Genomic DNA, 17,223 nt, shown 5'->3' with positions numbered 1-17,223 from the left:
TCCTTATCACGGACTTGTGACGGACCGGGTTGGGCCGCCGTGACCCCCGCGCAGTAATGTGGCCGCTTCGGGGACAGCCGCGCATGAGCCGGGATCGATCCCCCCGGGCCGACGCCGCTGCGGGCCCCCACGCAATCGAGAGGTGAGATCGGTGAACTTGCGCGACCTGGTGTACAGGCTCTACGCACGCCGGGTGGAAGGCCGCCTCGATCACGCCCAGGTGCCCAAGCACATCGGCGTCATCCTCGACGGCAACCGGCGCTGGGCGAAGGCGTCCGGCGGCACGCCGGAGCAGGGGCACAAGGCCGGCGCGAGCAAGATCCAGGAGCTGCTGGGCTGGTGCGACGAGACGGACGTCGAGGTCGTCACCCTGTGGATGCTGTCCACCGACAACCTCAACCGTCCCGAGGAGCAGCTCGTGCCGCTGCTCGGCATCATCGAGGACGCGGTCCGCGCCCTCGCCGCCGACGGGCGCTGGCGGGTGCACCACGTGGGCACGCTGGACCTGCTGCCCGCCCGGACGCAGGCCGTGCTGAAGGAGGCCGAGGAGGTCACCCGCGGGCGCACCGGAATACTCGTGAACGTCGCCGTGGGCTACGGCGGACGGCAGGAGATCGCCGACGCGGTCCGCTCGCTGCTGCTGGAGCACGCGAAGAAGGGGACGAGCTTCGAGGAGCTCGCCGAGGTCGTCGACATCGACCTGATCGCGGAGCACCTCTACACCCGCGGCCAGCCCGACCCCGACCTGGTCATCCGCACCAGCGGCGAGCAGCGCCTGTCGGGCTTCATGCTCTGGCAGAGCGCCCATTCGGAGTACTACTTCTGCGAGGTCCACTGGCCGGCCTTCCGCAAGGTCGACTTCCTGCGCGCCCTGCGCGACTACGCCGCGCGCCACCGCCGCTACGGCACCTGACCCCCGCTCACGGCTGTCACCACCTGTTCACCGGCGCGTCGTCATATGCCATGGCATGGCGCCGCGCGTTCGCGGGCATATCCCTTCCAGAGTGAGCGGTAATCAAGCCCGCTCGCCCGGGAGGCCCTTTGCACCAGGACGACCGTGCAGGACGTGTACGGGCGGCGCGGAGGGCCGGAGCCCGGCCCGCGCATCGTGGCCAGAGCCCGGCCCCATCCCCCCGCGACGCCGTCGCAGTCGCACCCGACCTCACCTGAGGGGGTAGGTCCTTCCGTGGTGAACAGCTCAAAGCGCCGCCTCAACGACAGGCGCACCTACGTTCTCGACACCAGCGTCCTGCTGGCCGACCCCGGGGCCATGGCCCGCTTCGACGAGCACGAGGTCGTGCTCCCCGTCGTGGTGGTCACGGAACTGGAGGCCAAGCGGCACCACCCGGAACTGGGTTACTTCGCCCGGCAGGCCCTGCGCCTCCTGGACGACCTGAGGGTCCGGTACGGCCGCCTCGACGCCCCGCTGCCGATCGGCGATCTCGGCGGGACCCTGCGGGTGGAGCTCAACCACTCGGATCCGGGGGTCCTCCCGGCCGGCTACCGCCTGGGGGACAACGACTCGCGGATCCTGGCGGTCGCGCGCAACCTCCAGGCCGAGGGGTACGACGTCACGGTCGTGTCGAAGGACCTGCCCCTGCGCATCAAGGCGTCGTCGGTCGGCCTGCTCGCCGAGGAGTACCGGGCGGAGCTCGCCATCACCGACTCCGGCTGGACCGGGATGTCGGAACTGCGCCTGACGGCGGAGCAGATCGACCTGCTGTACGGCGAGGAGTCGCTGTACGTCCCCGAGGCCGCCGGGCTGCCGGTGCACACCGGTCTCGTGCTCCAGTCGGAGCGGGGCAAGGCGCTGGGCCGGGTCTCGGCGGACGGCGGCGTACGCCTGGTACGGGGCGACCGGGAGGCGTTCGGCATCCGCGGGCGCAGCGCCGAGCAGCGCATCGCGCTGGACCTGCTCCTCGACCCGGACGTCGGCATCGTCTCCATGGGCGGCCGCGCCGGTACGGGCAAGTCGGCGCTCGCGCTGTGCGCGGGGCTGGAGGCCGTCCTGGAGCGGCGCCAGCACCAGAAGGTGATGGTCTTCCGGCCGCTGTACGCCGTCGGGGGCCAGGAGCTCGGCTACCTGCCGGGCACCGAGGCCGAGAAGATGGGCCCCTGGGCGCAGGCGGTGTTCGACACGCTCGGAGCGGTGGCGAGCAAGGAGGTCATCGAGGAGATCCTCGGCCGGGGCATGCTGGAGGTGCTCCCGCTCACCCACATCCGCGGCCGCTCCCTCCATGACGCGTTCGTCATCGTGGACGAGGCCCAGTCGCTGGAACGCAACGTCCTGCTGACCGTGTTGTCCCGTATCGGGGCGAATTCCCGGGTCGTCCTCACCCATGACGTCGCCCAGCGCGACAACCTGCGGGTCGGCCGGTACGACGGAGTCGTCGCCGTCGTCGAGAAGCTGAAGGGCCATCCGCTCTTCGCGCACGTGACGCTGACCCGCTCCGAGCGCTCGCAGATCGCGGCGCTCGTGACTGAAATGCTGGAGGACGGGGCGATTTAACCTCTCCTGTCCGAAAGGTAATTGCGCCGCCCGGCAAAGCGCGAGAGCTTAGCCGGGCGGCGCCGCGCCGTGCGACCCCTTTCCGTAAATCGTCCCGGCGGAGCGGCGTGTGAGCTTTCACACGCAACGAAGAATTGCCTTGCGGTATCGCCGTCGGGCAGAGTCTTGCTTCCGTCAGGCCCCGCATACGGCACACCTGTAACAACTCAAGACTTGCTCGCCGTATGCCGCCCGAGCACCACGCGGCACTCCCGCAAGGGAGTTGCCCACCGGGCCCGTGTCCCCCGTGACCCAGCAGTGGGGGGACCAGCGCCAGGGGCACGATTTCGTCCGCGAGGTCACCTAAGCGGGCGATGCTGGAAGGAAACCGTGTGAGCCGGATCTCGGTCCGGGGATTCGCGGTGGCGTCGGCCACCGCGGTCACCACTGTCGGCGCCGTCGTCGGAGTTGCCTCGGGCAACGCCCAGCCCTCGGACAACAACTTCGAGGCCGCTGCCGCCGACACGACGCTCCTTGCGGACATCCCCGTCGGCCAGCAGGCCCAGGTACAGGTCTCGTCGCTGACGCAGCAGGCCGAGGCGCAGGCCGCCGCGGCCGACTCCGCCGCGGTGAAGTCCGCCGAGGAAGCCGCCCGCCTCCAGGCCGCCAAGGACGCCCAGGCGAAGAAGGAAGCCGCCGAGGAGAAGGCCGAGCAGGAGCGGAAGGAACGCGAGGAGCGCGAGGAGCGCGAGCGCGCCAGCCGCACCGAGGTCCGCTCGGCGACCAGCTTCGCGCCGCAGTCCTCGTACTCCATCGCCGAGGTCCAGGCGATGGCCCGTCAGATGGTCCCGGGCGACCAGTTCCAGTGCTTCAGCAACATCGTGGACCACGAGTCCAGCTGGAACTACCGCGCGACGAACCCCTCGTCCGGCGCGTACGGCCTCGTCCAGGCGCTCCCCGGCTCCAAGATGTCGTCCGCCGGCGCCGACTGGCAGACCAACCCGGCCACGCAGATCAAGTGGGGCCTGAACTACATGAACGACCGCTACGGCAGCCCGTGCGGCGCCTGGAACTTCTGGCAGGCCAACCACTGGTACTAGGCCACTCGCCTCGCCGGCCCCGCTGAGCCCCTCACCGTCCTTCGGTGAGGGGCTTAGTGCGTGTACCGTCGGGAACCCGTGACTCCTAGGGGGAGCGGTGGGGGGAGAGAGAAGAACATGACGAAGAAGCCAGGGTGGCTCGACCGGCTGGGTGCCGGCCTGTCGCGGCTGGGACAGCGCCTGGGGGAACGCCACCGCGCGGAGGGCGAGTCCGACGGGCCGGGCGTGCCCGGGCCGGACCTGCCGGACCTGCCGGACCGGTCCGCCGATTCCGGTGAGGGTGCCGGGAACGGTCCGGAGAGCGTTCCCGCGCCGCCCACGTACGCGCCCGCCGTCGCCGCCCGCCCCGATCCCGTCGCCGCCATCCCCTGGGGCATCCGCGTCGCCGCCGAGGCGGGCTGGCGGCTGCTCGTCCTCGCCGGGACCCTCTGGGTGCTGATGAAGGTCATCAGCGCCGTCCAGCTGGTGGTGCTCGCCTTCGTCGCCGCACTGCTGATCACCGCGCTGCTCCAGCCCACCGTCGCCCGGCTGACCCGGTGGGGCCTGCCCCGCGGGCCGGCCACCGCCCTCACCGCCATCACGGGCTTCATCATCATGGGCCTGGTCGGCTGGTTCGTCGTCTGGCAGGTGCTGGACAACCTGGGCGACATCTCGGACCGCGTGCGGGACGGCATCGACGAGCTCAAGCAGTGGCTCCTGGACAGCCCCTTCCACGTCACCGAGCAGCAGATCAACGACATCGCCAAGAACCTCAGCGACACCATCGGCACCAACACGGAGGAGATCACCACCGCCGGTCTGCAGGGCGTGACCGTCCTGGTCGAGGTGATCACGGGCATACTGCTGACGATGTTCTCCACCCTCTTCCTGCTGTACGACGGCAGGAAGGTCTGGAGGTGGGTGCTGAAGCTCGTCCCGGCGCAGGCGCGGCCCGGAGTCGCGGGCGCCGGTCCGCGCGCCTGGCGCACGCTGACCGCCTACGTGCGCGGCACGGTGGTGGTGGCCCTGATCGACGCGATCTTCATCGGCCTCGGCATCTACTTCCTCGACGTGCCGCTGGCCGTGCCGCTCGGCGTCTTCATCTTCCTGTTCGCCTTCATCCCGCTGGTCGGCGCGGTCGTCTCCGGCGCGCTGGCGGTGGTCGTCGCCCTCGTCACGCAGGGCATGTTCACCGCGCTGATGGTGCTGCTCGTCGTCCTCGCCGTGCAGCAGATCGAGGGCCATGTCCTGCAGCCGTTCATCCTCGGCCGCGCGGTGCGGGTGCATCCGCTCGCGGTGGTCCTGACCGTGGCGACGGGCGGCCTGGTCGCCGGCATCGGCGGCGCGGTGGTCGCCGTCCCGCTGGTCGCCGTCACCAACACGGTCGTCGGCTACCTGCGGGCGTTCAGCTACGAGCAGGCCCTGCGGCACGCCCCGCCGGTGGTGCCGCGGGAGGCGCCCGAGTCCTGACCCCGGGCGCGGACGCACGAAAGGGGCCCGCCGACGTCATCCGTCGGCGGGCCCCTTCTCCGTGTACGGAGGTCCGGACCGCTCCGGTACTACTCCGCGAGGACGGCCTCGGCGTCGAGCGTCGCGCCGACCGCCTGGATCACCGAAGCGATCTTGAAGGCCTCCTGGATCGTCTCGCGGTCCACGCCGGCCTTGCGGAGCACCTGCTCGTGCGAGTCGAGGCACATGCCGCAGCCGTTGATCGCGGAGACGGCGAGCGACCACAGCTCGAAGTCGACCTTCTCCACGCCGGGGTTGCCGATGACGTTCATCCGCAGACCGGCGCGCATCGTCCCGTACTCCGGGTCGGAGAGCAGGTGACGCGTCCGGTAGAAGACGTTGTTCATCGCCATGATCGCGGCGGCGGACTTGGCGGCCTGGTACGCCTCGGGCTTGAGGTTCGCCTTGGCCTCCGGCTCCAGCTCGCGCAGGACCCGGGGCGAGCGCGAGGCGATCGCGCAGGCCAGGACCGTGCCCCAGAGCTGCTGCTGGGGGAGCTCGCTGTTACCGATGACCGAGCCGAGGTTCAGCTTCAGGTCCTTGGCGTAGTCCGGTACGGCGGACTTCAGTTCGTCGAGAGCCATGTCGGATCAGTCGCTTTCGTCACTCGCCGGAGAGCAGCTTGACCGGGTCGAGGGTGTCCTCGCCCTTGGTCCAGTTGCACGGGCACAGCTCGTCGGTCTGCAGGGCGTCCAGCACCCGCAGGACCTCCTTGGGGTTACGGCCGACGGAGCCGGCGGTCACCATGCAGAACTGGATCTCGTTGTTCGGGTCGACGATGAAGACGGCGCGCTGGGCGAAGCCGTCCTCGCCCTCGACGCCGCACGCGCGCATCAGCTCGTGCTTGGAGTCCGCGAGCATCGGGAAGGGCAGGTCACGCAGGTCGTCGTGGTCCTTGCGCCAGGCGTGGTGCACGAACTCCGAGTCGCCGGAGACACCGAGGATCTGGGCGTCGCGGTCGGCGAACTCGTCGTTCAGCTTGCCGAAGGCGGCGATCTCGGTGGGGCAGACGAAGGTGAAGTCCTTCGGCCAGAAGAACACCACGCGCCACTTGCCCTCGTAGGACTTGTGGTCGATCTGCTCGAACTCCTTGCCGCTCTCCAGCGACACACAAGCGGTCAGGTCGTACGTGGGGAACTGGTCACCGACAGTGAGCACGCGCTCTCCTTGCAGTAAGAAGTCCTTTTTGGGGTCTTCCGTGGGGGTGGACGTGGCTCATCGTGGCACGGAGTGCATTGATCAGTGAAATAGCTAGACTGGGTCGCGTTGATCGAAGGTGGTTATCAGTGGTGTCCGTACACAAAAGCAAGCAGCCGAGCCTGGCGCAGCTCAGGGCGTTCGCGGCCGTCGCCGAGCATCTGCACTTCCGGGATGCGGCGGCGGCGATCGGGATGAGCCAGCCGGCGCTTTCGGGCGCGGTTTCGGCTCTCGAAGAGGCACTCGGTGTCCAGCTGCTGGAGCGTACGACACGCAAGGTGCTGCTGTCCCCCGCGGGGGAGCGGCTCGCGGTGCGGGCCAAGGCGGTGCTCGACGCCGTGGCCGAGCTCATGGAGGAGGCCGAGGCGGCGCAGGCGCCGTTCACCGGGGTGCTGCGGCTCGGGGTGATCCCGACCGTGGCGCCGTACCTGCTGCCGACGGTGCTGCGGCTGGTGCACCAGCGCTACCCGCAGCTCGACCTCCAGGTCCACGAGGAGCAGACCTCCTCGCTGCTGGAGGGCCTGGCGGCCGGACGGCTGGACCTGCTGCTGCTCGCCGTGCCGCTGGGCGTGCCGGGGGTCACCGAGCTGCCCCTGTTCGACGAGGACTTCGTGCTGGTCACGCCGGAGGGCCATCCGCTGGGCGGGCGCGAGGACATCCCGCGCGACGCGCTGCGCGAGCTGCGGCTGCTGCTCCTGGACGAGGGGCACTGCCTGCGCGACCAGGCGCTCGACATCTGCCGGGAGGCCGGGCGCGAGGAGGGCGCGGCGGTCACCACCACGGCCGCCGGCCTGTCGACGCTGGTCCAGCTGGTCGCGGGCGGGCTGGGGGCGACCCTGCTGCCGTGCACGGCCGTGGAGGTGGAGACCGGCCGCGCGGAGCGGCTGCAGACCGGGCGGTTCGCGGCTCCCGCCCCGTCGCGGCGGATCGCGCTGGCGATGCGCACGGGTGCGGCGCGGCAGGCCGAGTTCGAGGTGCTGGCGGGCGCGATGCGCGAGGCGATGGCGGGCCTCCCGGTGCGGATACTTCCCCCGGAGGAGTGACGCCCGTCCGGGCGTACCGCACCGGGGGTCACTCGGTCCGCAGGCCGTCCGGCCGCATCAGGCGCCACAGCGGCACCAGGCTCAGCAGCGTGACCGCCAGGACGAGCCCCGTACCGACGCCGAGCACCGGGAGGAACACCCCCCAGTCGGAGACACGCTTGCCGATCATGCGCAGCAGCAGCGTGCCCACGCCCAGCCCGCCCGCGACCGCCAGGGCCATGCCCAGCACCACCGGTACGGCCGTCTGCCACGGCCCCGAACAGCATCTGGAGCGCGATCGCCCCGGCCGCCGCCACCACGATGCCGCTGACCGCCCTGGCCGCCGTGCCGCTGCTCAACTGGAGCCTGCGCACGGCCAGCTGCCACGGCACCGGACCGCCCCGCAGGGACCGCACCACCGTCTCGACCAGCCACGGCAGCAGCGTCGTCACACCGGTCAGCGCGAGCAGCGCGCCCGCCGCGACCGGCGCCACGTCCAGGGAGGTCTCCGCGAAGGTCACCGGGCCCGCCGCCAGGAGCAGCGCGAGGCCGGCGGCGACCAGCGCCAGGCGCCACCCCACGCGGCGCGGCCGCGGCGCCGTCCCGCGCGTGACCCCCAGCGGCTCGATCGTCACGCCGCGCAGCGCCACCAGCGTCACCACCACGGCGCACAGCGGGACCACCACCGCCACCGCGGCCGCCAGGGCGGGCACCGGCGTGACGTCGGCCGGGAAGGCGTTCACGTCCCACACCGTCACCCGGCCCGCGTTCCGCCGCGCCAGGGCGAACAGCCCGGCACCGGCCAGCAGGCCCAGCAGCGCACCCGCCAGCGACTCGCCGGCGGCGATCCGCCGCGTCATGGCGATGTCCGCGCCGACGAGCCGCAGGGCGGCCAGCCGCCGGTCGCGCCGCTCGCCGCCGAAGCGGGCGGCGGTGGCGACGAGGACGAGCACCGGCAGCAGCAGGACCACGCACGCCACCACGACGAGCAGCAGCAGGAACGCGCTGGAGGGCCGGCCGGCCCCGACGTTGTGGCCGAAGCCCGCGCCGCGGCCGTCGGCGGACGCCTCGGTGAGGCCCGTGCCGTGGGCGTAGTAGACCAGCTCGGCGGGGCCCACCAGCCCCGCGTCGCCGATCAGGCCGGTGATCTCGTACGGCAGGCGCTCCTTCAGCAGCGCGCCCTCCGGTGCGGCGAGGAGCCGTCCGAGAGCCGGTGAGACCACCATCCCGCCGGGGCCCGGCACGGCGGCGACCCCCGGCGGGGCCGGGGCGTGCGCACCGTCGGGACGCAGGAGCAGCCCGCGCACCGGCCGGTCGTGGAAGAGCGTGGACGTGGCCGCGAACAGGAAGGAGCGGTCGGAGCGGGGCGCGTCCGACTCGCTGGAGGTCAGATCGCGGGCCTGGTGGCGGGTGTCGCGCCCGTCGAGGACGCTCGGCACGGACGCGCCGACGAGCAGCAGGGCCACCCCGGCGCCCACGCCCAGGGCCGTCAGCAGCGTGCGCACCCAGCCGGGCCGGCCGCCGGTGACGGCGAACCGGGCGCCGAGCAGCAGGTCGTGGATCACGGAGCACCCGTCAGGTCGCGTATCAGCCCGTCGCGCACGACGAGTTCGCGGTCCGCGTACGCGGCCACCCGGGCCTCGTGCGTCACGAGCACGACCGCGGCACCGGTGCCGCGGGCGGCTCCGGTCAGCAGCTGCATCACCCGCTCGCCGTTGAGGGAGTCCAGCGCGCCGGTGGGCTCGTCGGCGAAGACCACGCGCGGGGCGGTGACCAGCGCGCGGGCCACGGCGACGCGCTGGGCCTGGCCACCGGAGACCTCGCCGGGTCGGTGGTCCGCCACCGCGTCCGCCTCCAGGCGCTCCAGCCACGCGCGGGCCGTGCGCTCGGCGGGCCGGCGGCGCCCGCCGTTCAGCCGCAGCGGCAGGGCGACGTTCTCGACGCAGGTCAGCTCAGGGACGAGGCGGCCGAACTGGAACACGAACCCGAAGTCGCCCCGCCGCAGCGCGCTGCGCTCGGCGTCGGACAGCGCGGTCAGCTCGCGGCCGTCGTACGAGACGGTCCCGCTGTCCGGGCGGACGATCCCGGCGAGGAAGTGCAGCAGCGTCGACTTGCCGGAGCCCGAGGGGCCCATCACGGCGACGGTCTCGCCGGCGCGGACGGCGAGGGAGACGCCGGCGAGCGCGGGCGTCGGGCCGAACGCCTTGGTGATGCCGTCCGCCCGCAGGAGCGCGGTCACCGGGCGCCCCCGCGCACCACGTCGGCGAGCTGGCCGAGCCGCGCGGCGGTCAGCTCCAGCCACCGCAGGTCGGCCTCCAGGTGGAACAGCGCGTGGTCGCAGATCAGCTGATCGGCGAGGTCGCCCTGCTGCTTGCGCCGGGTCAGCTCCCGCATCAGGCGCAGGTGCTCGGCGCGCTGGGTGTCCAGCAGGTCCGCGGCGCTGCGCCCGGTGAGCAGGGCGAGGACGACCTTGGTGTACAGCGTCGACTGGAGGTACGGCTCGGGCTTCTCGGCCCGGGCGAGCCACCGCTCCACATCGGTGACGCCCGCCTCGGTGATGGCGTACCGCTTCCGTTCGGGGCCGTCGCCGGGCTCGATGCCCTCGACCTCCACCAGGCCGTTCTTGAGCAGCCGCGACATGGTCGAGTAGACCTGCCCGTAGTGCAGGGGCCGGTCGAGGCCGAACGTCTCGTCGAACGCCCGCTTGAGGTCGTAGCCGTGGCGCGGCCCGGACTCCAGGAGCCCGAGGAGGGTGTGACCGATGGACATGGCCTCACTGTACAGCTCCCGTATACACACGATGTATACGCTGGTCAGAGACGTATGTGCGCACCGACCGGGAGATGGTCGCTGCCCGTGGCGGGCAGGGTCCACAGCCGGGTGACGTCCGCGGAGCGGGTCATCACCTGGTCGATCCGGGCGAGCGGGAAGGCGGCCGGCCAGCTGAGGGCGAAGGAGGGCGGCGGGGGCCGCAGCCGCGAGGCGACCGGGGCGAGCCCGCGGTCGTCGACGGTGGCGTTGAGGTCGCCGAGCAGGATCAGCGCCTCGCGCTCCTCCGCCGCGATCGCCCCGCCGAGCAGCGCGGCGCTCTCGTCCCGGGGCCCCGAGCCGAAACCCGCCGCGGCGCCGAGCCGTACCGAGGGCAGGTGCGCCACGAGGACCGCGACCTCGCCGTGCGGCGTGACGGCGGTGGCGCGCAGCGCGCGCTGCCAGTCGGCGCCGAACCCGGCGGGTGCGATGTCCAGCGGCCGTACGTCCCGCAGGGGGTAGGCGGACCAGAGCCCCACCGTGCCGTGGACCGCGTGGTGCGGGTAGCGGGCCGCGAACTGCGCCCGGTACGCCGGCAGCGCGGCCGGCGTGAGCTCCTCCAGGGCGACCAGCTGCGGGCCGGCCGCCATCAGGGCGCGCGCCGTGCCCGCCGGGTCGGGGTTCTCGTCGCTGACGTTGTGCTGGACGACGGTGAGGTCGTACGGGGCCGCCCCGGGCGGCGGCAGCGCGCCGCCGAACCGGCCGAGCCACCCGGCGATCGGCAGCGCCAGGGCCACGAGGGCGGTCAGCGACCGGCGCACCAGGGCGGGGACCAGCAGCAACGGGACGGCGAGGCCCAGCCAGGGCAGGAACGTCTCCAGCAGGCTCCCCGGCCGCCCGGGCGCATCGGGCACCGCCCGCGGGAACACCAGCAGCCAGGCCGCCACCGCGGCGAGGCCCGCGAGCACCCGCCCGCGCCGCCATCCCCAGTGCCGCCGCGGCCGGCACCCGCGCGCGGCCGGCGCCCCCGGTCCCGCCTTCCGATCCGGATCCATACCCCAGGACGACGCGGCGCCGGTGGAACGGGTTCCCGGCCCCCCGTGCCGCGCCGCCGGCCCGCTACTCCGGGGGCGGGGTGCTCGGGGGCCGCCCCCGGCGCGGGAGAGGCGCCGGTGAGCGGGGCAGGCGCCCCGCCTCGGTGAGGGCCTTGCGCAGCAGGAACTCGATCTGGGCGTTCGCGCTGCGCAGTTCGTCCGCCGCCCAGCGCGCGAGCGCCTCGTGCACCGCCGGGTCCAGACGCAGCAGCATCTGCTTGCGCTGCGGGCGCCCGGTCACTGGTAGAGCGTGCCCGTGTTCAGGACCGGCTGCGCCGCGCGGTCGCCGCACAGCACCACCATCAGGTTGGACACCATCGCCGCCTTCCGTTCCGGGTCGAGCTCCACGATGTCCCGCTCCTCCAGCCGCTCCAGCGCCGCCTCGACCATCCCGACCGCGCCGTCCACGATCTGCCGGCGCGCCGCCACCACCGCGCCCGCCTGCTGGCGCTGCAGCATCGCGGACGCGATCTCGGGAGCGTACGCGAGATGCGTGAAGCGCGACTCGATGATCCGCACCCCCGCCGCCTCCACGCGGGCGTGCAGCTCGGCGGCGAGCTTCTCGGTGATCTCCTCCGCGTTGCCGCGCAGCGACAGTTCGCCCTCGTCGTGCGCGTCGTACGGGTACTCGATCGCGATGTGCCGCACCGCCGCCTCCGTCTGCGTGGAGACGAACTCCCGGAAGTCGTCGACCTCGAACATCGCCTGGGCCGTGTCCTCGACCCGCCACACCGCCACCGCGGCGAGCTCGATCGGGTTGCCATACGCGTCGTTGACCTTCAGCACCGGCGTCTCGTGGTTGCGCACCCGCGTGGAGATCTTCACCCGTGAGGTGAGCGGGTTGACCCAGCGCAGGCCGTCCGTGCGGACCGTGCCGCGGTACCGGCCGAAGAGCTGCACCACCCGCGCCTCACCGGGCGCCACCATGTTCAGGCCGCACATCGCGAGGAACGCGCCGAAGGCGACGACGACCCCGGTGATGATCAGCGCCGCCTTGGCGCCGGCCGCCCCGGCCGTCGCGCCGGCCACCACCAGGCAGACGCCCGCCGCCAGACCGGCCAGGCCCAGCAGCAGCGCCAGCCCGCCGCCGATGCTGCGCGCGGCGAACTCCGTGACCCGCGGCCGGGGCATCTCCGGCACGCCGGCCGGCTCGGGCCGCTGGACACCATCCCCCGAAATCCCGGACATTCCGGACGTCACAGACATCGGACTCCCCCGTTCATGCTCTAGCAAAGTGATATCACTTTAGCGCGCGCCGCAACCCTGCGCACCCCTGGGGAGTCGGTTCCCTTGGAAGAGGTGCTGATTGTCACGTCCGGAAAAGACAGGATCCGTTGGCGTTTGTCGGTAGCACCGGTGTTAGTTTGCTGAGCTGATCTGATCGACGACGATGCGGAGCGACGAAGCGATGGGCCGAGGCAGAGCGGGCCAGGCGAAGAGCCGGGGCGCGGGTATACGCCGCTTCTTCAGCTGGAAGAAGCTGCTGGGCACGTTCTTCCTGCTCTGCCTGCTGGCCATGGGCGCGTTCTACGTCGTCTACCTGCTCGTGCCCGTCCCCGACGCCAACGCCCAGGCGACGATGCAGAGCAACGTCTACAAGTACAGCGACGGCAGGCTCCTCGGCCGCACCGGCAAGGTCAACCGCGAGATCGTCGGCCTGGAGAAGATCCCCAGGGATGTCCAGTACGCCTTCGTCGCCGCGGAGAACAAGACCTTCTTCCAGGACTCCGGCGTCGACATCAAGGGCACCGCCCGCGGCGCGCTCAACACCCTCACGGGCAAGGGCAAGCAGGGCGGCTCGACCATCACCCAGCAGTACGTCAAGAACTACTACCTGGACCAGGACCGGACGGTCACCCGCAAGCTCAAGGAGCTGGTGATCTCCCTCAAGGTCGACCAGCGCATGGAGAAGAGCGAGATCCTCGCCGGTTACCTGAACACCAGCTACTACGGCCGGGGCGCGTACGGCATCCAGGCCGCGGCCCAGGCGTACTACGGCGTCGACGCCGGCAAGCTGACCGTCGCCCAGGGCGCGTACCTCGCCTCCGTGCTCCAGGCGCCCAGCCAGTACGACTGGACCTTCGCCTCCGCCACCGGCCGCGGGCTCGTGACGGACCGCTGGAACTACGTCCTGGACAACATGGTCGAGGAGGGCTGGCTCGGCGCGTCCGAGCGCGCGGCGCAGAAGTTCCCCGTGCCCCGGGCCCCCAAGCCCGCGCCCGGCATGGAGGGCACCAACGGCTACCTCATCGAGGCCGCCAACCAGGAGCTCATGCGCCGGGGTGTCCCCGAGGAGCAGCTCAAGGCCGGCGGCTGGACCATCACCCTCACCATCGACTCCAAGCGCCAGAAGGAGCTCGTCGCCGCCGTCGACCACCAGCTGGAGGAGAAGCTCGACCGCAAGGGCGACGCGGCGGACGCCACCGTCCAGGCCGGCGCCACCTCCGTCGACCCGAGGACGGGACACGTCGTCGCGCTGTACGGCGGCATCGGCGCCACCGAGCACTGGCTGTCGAACGCCACGCGCCGCGACTACCAGCCGGCCTCGACCTTCAAGCCGGTCGTCCTCGCCTCCGCCCTGGAGAACGGGGCCAGGACCCAGGACGGGCGCACGATCGGCCTCGGCACCGTCTACGACGGCACCAGCAAGCGCCCGGTCGAGGGCAGCGACACCCCCTTCGCGCCCGAGAACGAGGACAACCGGAGCTACGGCCCCGTCACCGTCCAGAAGGCCACCAACAGCTCGATCAACTCCGTGTACGCGCAGATGATCGTGGACGTCGGCCCCAAGAAGGTGAAGAAGACCGCGCTCGACCTCGGCATGAAGGACGGCGAGGGATTCGTGGAGCAGCCCGCGATGTCGCTGGGCACCATGGGGGCCTCCCCCTGGGACATGGCCGGCGTGTACGCGTCCTTCGCGCACCACGGCAAGAAGGTCACCCCGACGATCGTGAAGTCCGCCGAGCACAAGGACCGCACGGCCGAGCCGGTGGAGCCGGTCGGCGACCAGGTGATCAGCCGCGAGGCTGCGGACACCGTCACCAAGGCCATGACCGGCGTCGTCTCCAGCGGTTCCGGCGTGAACGCCGCCGGCAACTACGCGGCGGCCGGCAAGACCGGTACGTCGGAGAACAACCGCTCGGCCTGGTTCGTCGGCTACACCCCCGAACTGGTCACCGCGGTCGGCCTCTTCGGCGAGAAGCCCGACGGCACCGGCCAGACCACCCTCACCGACACGATCAACCCCGGCCGCGCCAACGGCGGTGGCGTCCCCGCGAAGATCTGGCACGAGTACACGACCGGCGCCCTCGACGGCGGCTCCGACGCCCGGTTCGACCTGGACGTCGCCGACTCCGTACCGTCCGACCCGCTGCCGGCGCGGACGCCGGAACCGACGCCCACGCCGACCGGCGAGCCCACCGAGGACGAGCCGACGCAGCAGCCGACCCCCCAGGACCCCGCACCGGCCGACCCGTCCACCCCCACGCAGAAGCCCACCGTGCCGCGCCCCCCGGTGACGCCCACCCTGCCGACCGGCGAGCCGACCGACGGCGGCCCGGGCGGCGACACCGGCGACCCGGGCGAACCGGACGAGCCGGGCACCGGCGACCTGAAGCCGCCGCAGCCGTGACGTGACACCGTACGAGGAAGGCCGGGCCCCGCGATCGGGCCCGGCCTTCCTCGTCCTCGCGCACGGCGACGCGTCACACGCGCGTCGGCAGCTCGAACCACACCACCTTGCCCGTCGACAGCCGGGTCGCGCCCCACCGCCGGGCCAGCCGGTTCACCAGGAACAGCCCGCGCCCGCCCTCGTCGGTGTCCCGGGCCCGCCGCTGGCGCGGCAGCTGCGGCGAGTCGTCACCGACCTCGCAGCGCAGTACGTCCGTCCGCAGCAGCCGCAGCGTCACCGGCCGCTCGGCGTACCGCACGGCGTTGGTGACCACCTCGCTGACCAGCAGCTCGACGCTGTCCGACAGCTCCTCCAGGTCCCAGCGGGCCAGTGCCCGCCGGGCGAGCCGCCGGGCCCGGCCGGGGGCCTGCTCCTCCGGCTCCAGGAACCAGTAGGCGACATCGCTCGGCGCGATCCCGTCGAACCGGGCGGCCAGCAGCGCGATGTCGTCGTCCCGGTCGCCCGGGCCGAGCATGTCGAGCACGTCGTCGCAGAGCGCCTCCAGCGGCGGCGAGTGGTCGGGCCCGGTCAACTGCGCGGTGGCCGCCAGCCGTTCCCGCAGCTGCTCGATCCCCGTCCACACGTCCCGCAGCCGCGACTCGACCAGCCCGTCGGTGTAGAGGAGCAGCGTCGCCCCGGCGGGCGCGTCGAGCTCCACCGCCTCGAAGTCCACCCCGCCGACGCCGATGGGCGCCCCCGGCGGGACGCGCAGCACCTCGGCGCGGCCGCCCAGGTGGAGCAGCACCGGCGGCGGATGACCCGCGTTGGCGATGGTGATCCGGTGCGCTACCGGGTCGTACACCGCGTACAGGCAGGTCGCCATGCGGTTCTCGCCGAGCCGCTGGGCCTGCTCGTCGAGGTGGTGCAGCACCTCCTGCGGCGGCAGGTCCAGCCCGGCGAGGGTCTGCGCGGTGGTGCGCAGCTGGCCCATGATCGCCGCGGACGTCATGGAGTGGCCCATGACGTCGCCGACGACCAGGGCGACGCGGCTGCCGGGCAGCGGGATCGCGTCGTACCAGTCGCCGCCCACGCGGGCCGTCTCGGCGGCCGGCAGGTAGCGGGAGGCGAGCTTGACGCCCGTCGGCCGCGGCAGGTTCTCCGGCAGCATCGTCCGCTGCAGCTCGTCGGCGATGTACGCCTCGCGCCCGTACAGCACCGCCTTGTCGATGCCGAGCGCGGTGTGCGTCGCGAGCTGCGCCGCCACCAGCAGGTCGTTCGCCTCGAACGCGGGCCGGTCGGGGCGGCGCAGGAACACGGCCGCGCCGATCACCCGCCGCCGGCCCCGCAGCGGCGCGAGGATCGCCCGGTGCCCGGACGGTACGGACCGCCCGTCACCGAGCAGTTCGGGCAGCGCGGCGCGCGCCGCGGCGGAGTCCCCGAAGACGGGCCGCACGCCGCGCAGCACCTCGGCGAGGGCGCCACCGGGCCGCACCTCGCACAGCTCGGCGGCCGGGCCGAGGTCGAGGTCGGTGTCCGGATCGGCCGCCGACAGCCCCAGGTCGGAGTCGTCCTCCGTTAACCGCAGCCGGTCGGTGCGGCGCAGCCGCAGGACGAAGGGGTCCACGGGCCGCTCGTCACCGACCGGGAGCGGGTCGCGCAGGTACACGAGGATCGCGTCGGAGAAGGTGGGCACGGTCGCCCGGCACAGCCCCAGCACGATCTCGTCGAGGTCTATCCCGCGGGCGATGCGCCGCGTCGCGGCCCCCACGAACCGCAGCCGGTCGCCCTCGCGCCGCGCGGTCCCGACCGGCTCGTGCCCCATCTGCGCGGGCACGCCCCCGAGCCCTCCTGCCGCCGCGACCACGGCTCCGCCTCCATCCCCGCCCGCGGGCCCACTCCCGCTCCGTCCACCACTGCCGTGCCCGTCCGCGGGCGCGCCGGCCCGCACCCGGTCCCCGCGCCCGCCCGCCGGTGCGCCGCCGCCCGCCGCCCGCGCGACCCCGGCCGCCGCCTCCGCGTCGGGCGCGTGCGCGCTCCGGCACCCCGGCACCGCGGGGCCGGCGGCCGCCGCGGCGTGTCCGTGCGCGGCATCCGTGCCCGCCGCCGGCCCGGCCCCGGACGCGGCACGCGGAGCCGCCGCCGAAGCGGGGCCCTGGGCGCGGGCGCGCCCCGCGGGCGCACCGGGGGGCGCGGGCGCAGGCACCGCGGGGGCCGCGGCGGGCGCCGCCGGGGGCGCCTCCTGCCGCGGCCTGCTGCGTTCCTGCGGGCGGGCAGCGCGCGGCTGCCTGCCGTCGTGGGAGGTGGGATGCTCCGTCACGCGTGGGATTCCGTCCGTCCGGGCCGGTGGGGCGATGCAATCGCTCTGTCAGGCGCTATACCCGCTCTGCGGGCCCCGCCGACAGGGGGCCGGGGGTCCGTGCGCGGATCGGGCACGGCTCCACCCCCTCTTGGATGACTTACGGTCAGGTCCTGTTGT

Annotated in this window: 16 protein-coding genes and 1 pseudogene; 7 read left to right on the top strand and 10 right to left on the bottom strand. The window is 73.0% G+C overall.

What is annotated here, in order from left to right; translation table 11 throughout:
- The first annotated feature begins 151 nt into the window (after positions 1 to 151).
- From ACIA79_RS10165 to ACIA79_RS10150, 4 genes are all read left to right on the top strand, one after another.
- Positions 152 to 913: an isoprenyl transferase gene (locus tag ACIA79_RS10165; RefSeq protein ID WP_399427707.1), complete on the top strand. Its 762-nt coding sequence runs from the start codon at positions 152 to 154 to the stop codon at positions 911 to 913.
- Between the two features lie 273 nt (positions 914 to 1,186).
- Complete coding sequence (locus ACIA79_RS10160; protein WP_399427706.1) at positions 1,187 to 2,509, top strand: PhoH family protein; 1,323 nt, start codon at positions 1,187 to 1,189, stop codon at positions 2,507 to 2,509.
- Between the two features lie 371 nt (positions 2,510 to 2,880).
- A complete protein-coding gene (locus ACIA79_RS10155; protein ID WP_399427705.1) occupies positions 2,881 to 3,588 on the top strand; it encodes a transglycosylase SLT domain-containing protein in 708 nt (235 codons plus the stop codon).
- Positions 3,589 to 3,705: 117 nt separating this feature from the next.
- On the top strand, positions 3,706 to 5,037 hold the full coding sequence (locus ACIA79_RS10150; protein WP_399427704.1) for an AI-2E family transporter: 1,332 nt from the start codon (positions 3,706 to 3,708) through the stop codon (positions 5,035 to 5,037).
- Positions 5,038 to 5,126: 89 nt separating this feature from the next.
- On the opposite strand, the gene ACIA79_RS10145 is transcribed toward ACIA79_RS10150, so the two are convergent.
- Both ACIA79_RS10145 and ACIA79_RS10140 read right to left on the bottom strand, forming a co-directional pair.
- Positions 5,127 to 5,660: an alkyl hydroperoxide reductase gene (locus ACIA79_RS10145; RefSeq protein ID WP_399427703.1), complete on the bottom strand. Its 534-nt coding sequence runs from the start codon at positions 5,658 to 5,660 to the stop codon at positions 5,127 to 5,129.
- A gap of 19 nt (positions 5,661 to 5,679) precedes the next feature.
- Positions 5,680 to 6,234, bottom strand: a complete 555-nt coding sequence (locus ACIA79_RS10140; RefSeq protein ID WP_399427702.1) for a peroxiredoxin — start codon at positions 6,232 to 6,234, stop codon at positions 5,680 to 5,682.
- Positions 6,235 to 6,365: 131 nt separating this feature from the next.
- Here ACIA79_RS10140 and ACIA79_RS10135 point away from each other — a divergent pair, with 131 nt between their 5' ends.
- A complete protein-coding gene (locus ACIA79_RS10135) occupies positions 6,366 to 7,316 on the top strand; it encodes a hydrogen peroxide-inducible genes activator (RefSeq protein ID WP_399427701.1) in 951 nt (316 codons plus the stop codon).
- Between the two features lie 28 nt (positions 7,317 to 7,344).
- Here the strand turns inward: ACIA79_RS10135 and ACIA79_RS10130 are convergent, their stop codons facing one another.
- A complete protein-coding gene (locus ACIA79_RS10130) occupies positions 7,345 to 7,536 on the bottom strand; it encodes a hypothetical protein (RefSeq protein WP_399427700.1) in 192 nt (63 codons plus the stop codon).
- Positions 7,537 to 7,990: 454 nt separating this feature from the next.
- Positions 7,991 to 8,248: pseudogene (locus tag ACIA79_RS10125) on the bottom strand (FtsX-like permease family protein); the annotation flags it as partial.
- A gap of 132 nt (positions 8,249 to 8,380) precedes the next feature.
- On the opposite strand from ACIA79_RS10125, the gene ACIA79_RS10120 reads away from it, so the two are divergent.
- Positions 8,381 to 8,512 carry a hypothetical protein gene (locus tag ACIA79_RS10120; protein ID WP_399427699.1) on the top strand — a complete coding sequence of 44 codons (132 nt, stop codon included), beginning with the start codon at positions 8,381 to 8,383 and terminating at the stop codon, positions 8,510 to 8,512.
- 344 nt (positions 8,513 to 8,856) lie between these two features.
- Here ACIA79_RS10120 and ACIA79_RS10115 read toward each other — a convergent pair whose 3' ends face one another.
- The 5 genes from ACIA79_RS10115 to ACIA79_RS10095 form a co-directional block, all read right to left on the bottom strand.
- A complete protein-coding gene (locus tag ACIA79_RS10115) occupies positions 8,857 to 9,534 on the bottom strand; it encodes an ABC transporter ATP-binding protein (protein WP_399427698.1) in 678 nt (225 codons plus the stop codon).
- Positions 9,531 to 10,064, bottom strand: coding sequence for a PadR family transcriptional regulator (locus ACIA79_RS10110; protein ID WP_399427697.1), 534 nt, complete (start codon positions 10,062 to 10,064; stop codon positions 9,531 to 9,533). Before ACIA79_RS10110 ends, ACIA79_RS10115 begins: the two co-directional genes overlap by 4 nt.
- Positions 10,065 to 10,108: 44 nt before the next feature.
- Positions 10,109 to 11,098, bottom strand: coding sequence for an endonuclease/exonuclease/phosphatase family protein (locus tag ACIA79_RS10105; RefSeq protein ID WP_399427696.1), 990 nt, complete (start codon positions 11,096 to 11,098; stop codon positions 10,109 to 10,111).
- Between the two features lie 64 nt (positions 11,099 to 11,162).
- Positions 11,163 to 11,429 carry a hypothetical protein gene (locus ACIA79_RS10100; protein ID WP_399427695.1) on the bottom strand — a complete coding sequence of 89 codons (267 nt, stop codon included), beginning with the start codon at positions 11,427 to 11,429 and terminating at the stop codon, positions 11,163 to 11,165.
- Positions 11,375 to 12,325: an SPFH domain-containing protein gene (locus ACIA79_RS10095; RefSeq protein ID WP_399427694.1), complete on the bottom strand. Its 951-nt coding sequence runs from the start codon at positions 12,323 to 12,325 to the stop codon at positions 11,375 to 11,377. The genes ACIA79_RS10100 and ACIA79_RS10095 overlap by 55 nt, the downstream gene beginning before the upstream one ends.
- A 220-nt stretch (positions 12,326 to 12,545) precedes the next feature.
- Between ACIA79_RS10095 and ACIA79_RS10090 the strand changes: the two genes are divergently transcribed.
- Positions 12,546 to 14,768: a transglycosylase domain-containing protein gene (locus tag ACIA79_RS10090; protein ID WP_399427693.1), complete on the top strand. Its 2,223-nt coding sequence runs from the start codon at positions 12,546 to 12,548 to the stop codon at positions 14,766 to 14,768.
- Positions 14,769 to 14,841: 73 nt separating this feature from the next.
- Here ACIA79_RS10090 and ACIA79_RS10085 read toward each other — a convergent pair whose 3' ends face one another.
- Entirely contained in the window at positions 14,842 to 17,064 is a 2,223-nt protein-coding gene (locus ACIA79_RS10085) for a SpoIIE family protein phosphatase (RefSeq protein ID WP_399427692.1), read from the bottom strand.
- Between the last annotated feature and the right edge of the window lie 159 nt (positions 17,065 to 17,223).

It is taken from the genome of Streptomyces sp. NPDC051310, from assembly GCF_044455245.1.
GTDB lineage: Bacteria > Actinomycetota > Actinomycetes > Streptomycetales > Streptomycetaceae > Streptomyces.
Note: the sequence above shows the minus strand (reverse complement) of the source record. Positions and strands in the feature narration are given on the sequence as shown.

Excerpts from the sequence above, each read along its gene's own strand:
- ACIA79_RS10095 (WP_399427694.1), bottom strand. The coding sequence starts at position 12,325 with ATGTCCGGGATTTCGGGGGATGGTGTCCAGCGGCCCGAGCCGGCCGGC.
- ACIA79_RS10110 (WP_399427697.1), bottom strand. The coding sequence starts at position 10,064 with ATGTCCATCGGTCACACCCTCCTCGGGCTCCTGGAGTCCGGGCCGCGC.
- ACIA79_RS10145 (WP_399427703.1), bottom strand. The coding sequence starts at position 5,660 with ATGGCTCTCGACGAACTGAAGTCCGCCGTACCGGACTACGCCAAGGAC.
- ACIA79_RS10150 (WP_399427704.1), top strand. The coding sequence starts at position 3,706 with ATGACGAAGAAGCCAGGGTGGCTCGACCGGCTGGGTGCCGGCCTGTCG.
- ACIA79_RS10130 (WP_399427700.1), bottom strand. The coding sequence starts at position 7,536 with ATGGCCCTGGCGGTCGCGGGCGGGCTGGGCGTGGGCACGCTGCTGCTG.
- ACIA79_RS10105 (WP_399427696.1), bottom strand. The coding sequence starts at position 11,098 with ATGGATCCGGATCGGAAGGCGGGACCGGGGGCGCCGGCCGCGCGCGGG.
- ACIA79_RS10090 (WP_399427693.1), top strand. The coding sequence starts at position 12,546 with ATGGGCCGAGGCAGAGCGGGCCAGGCGAAGAGCCGGGGCGCGGGTATA.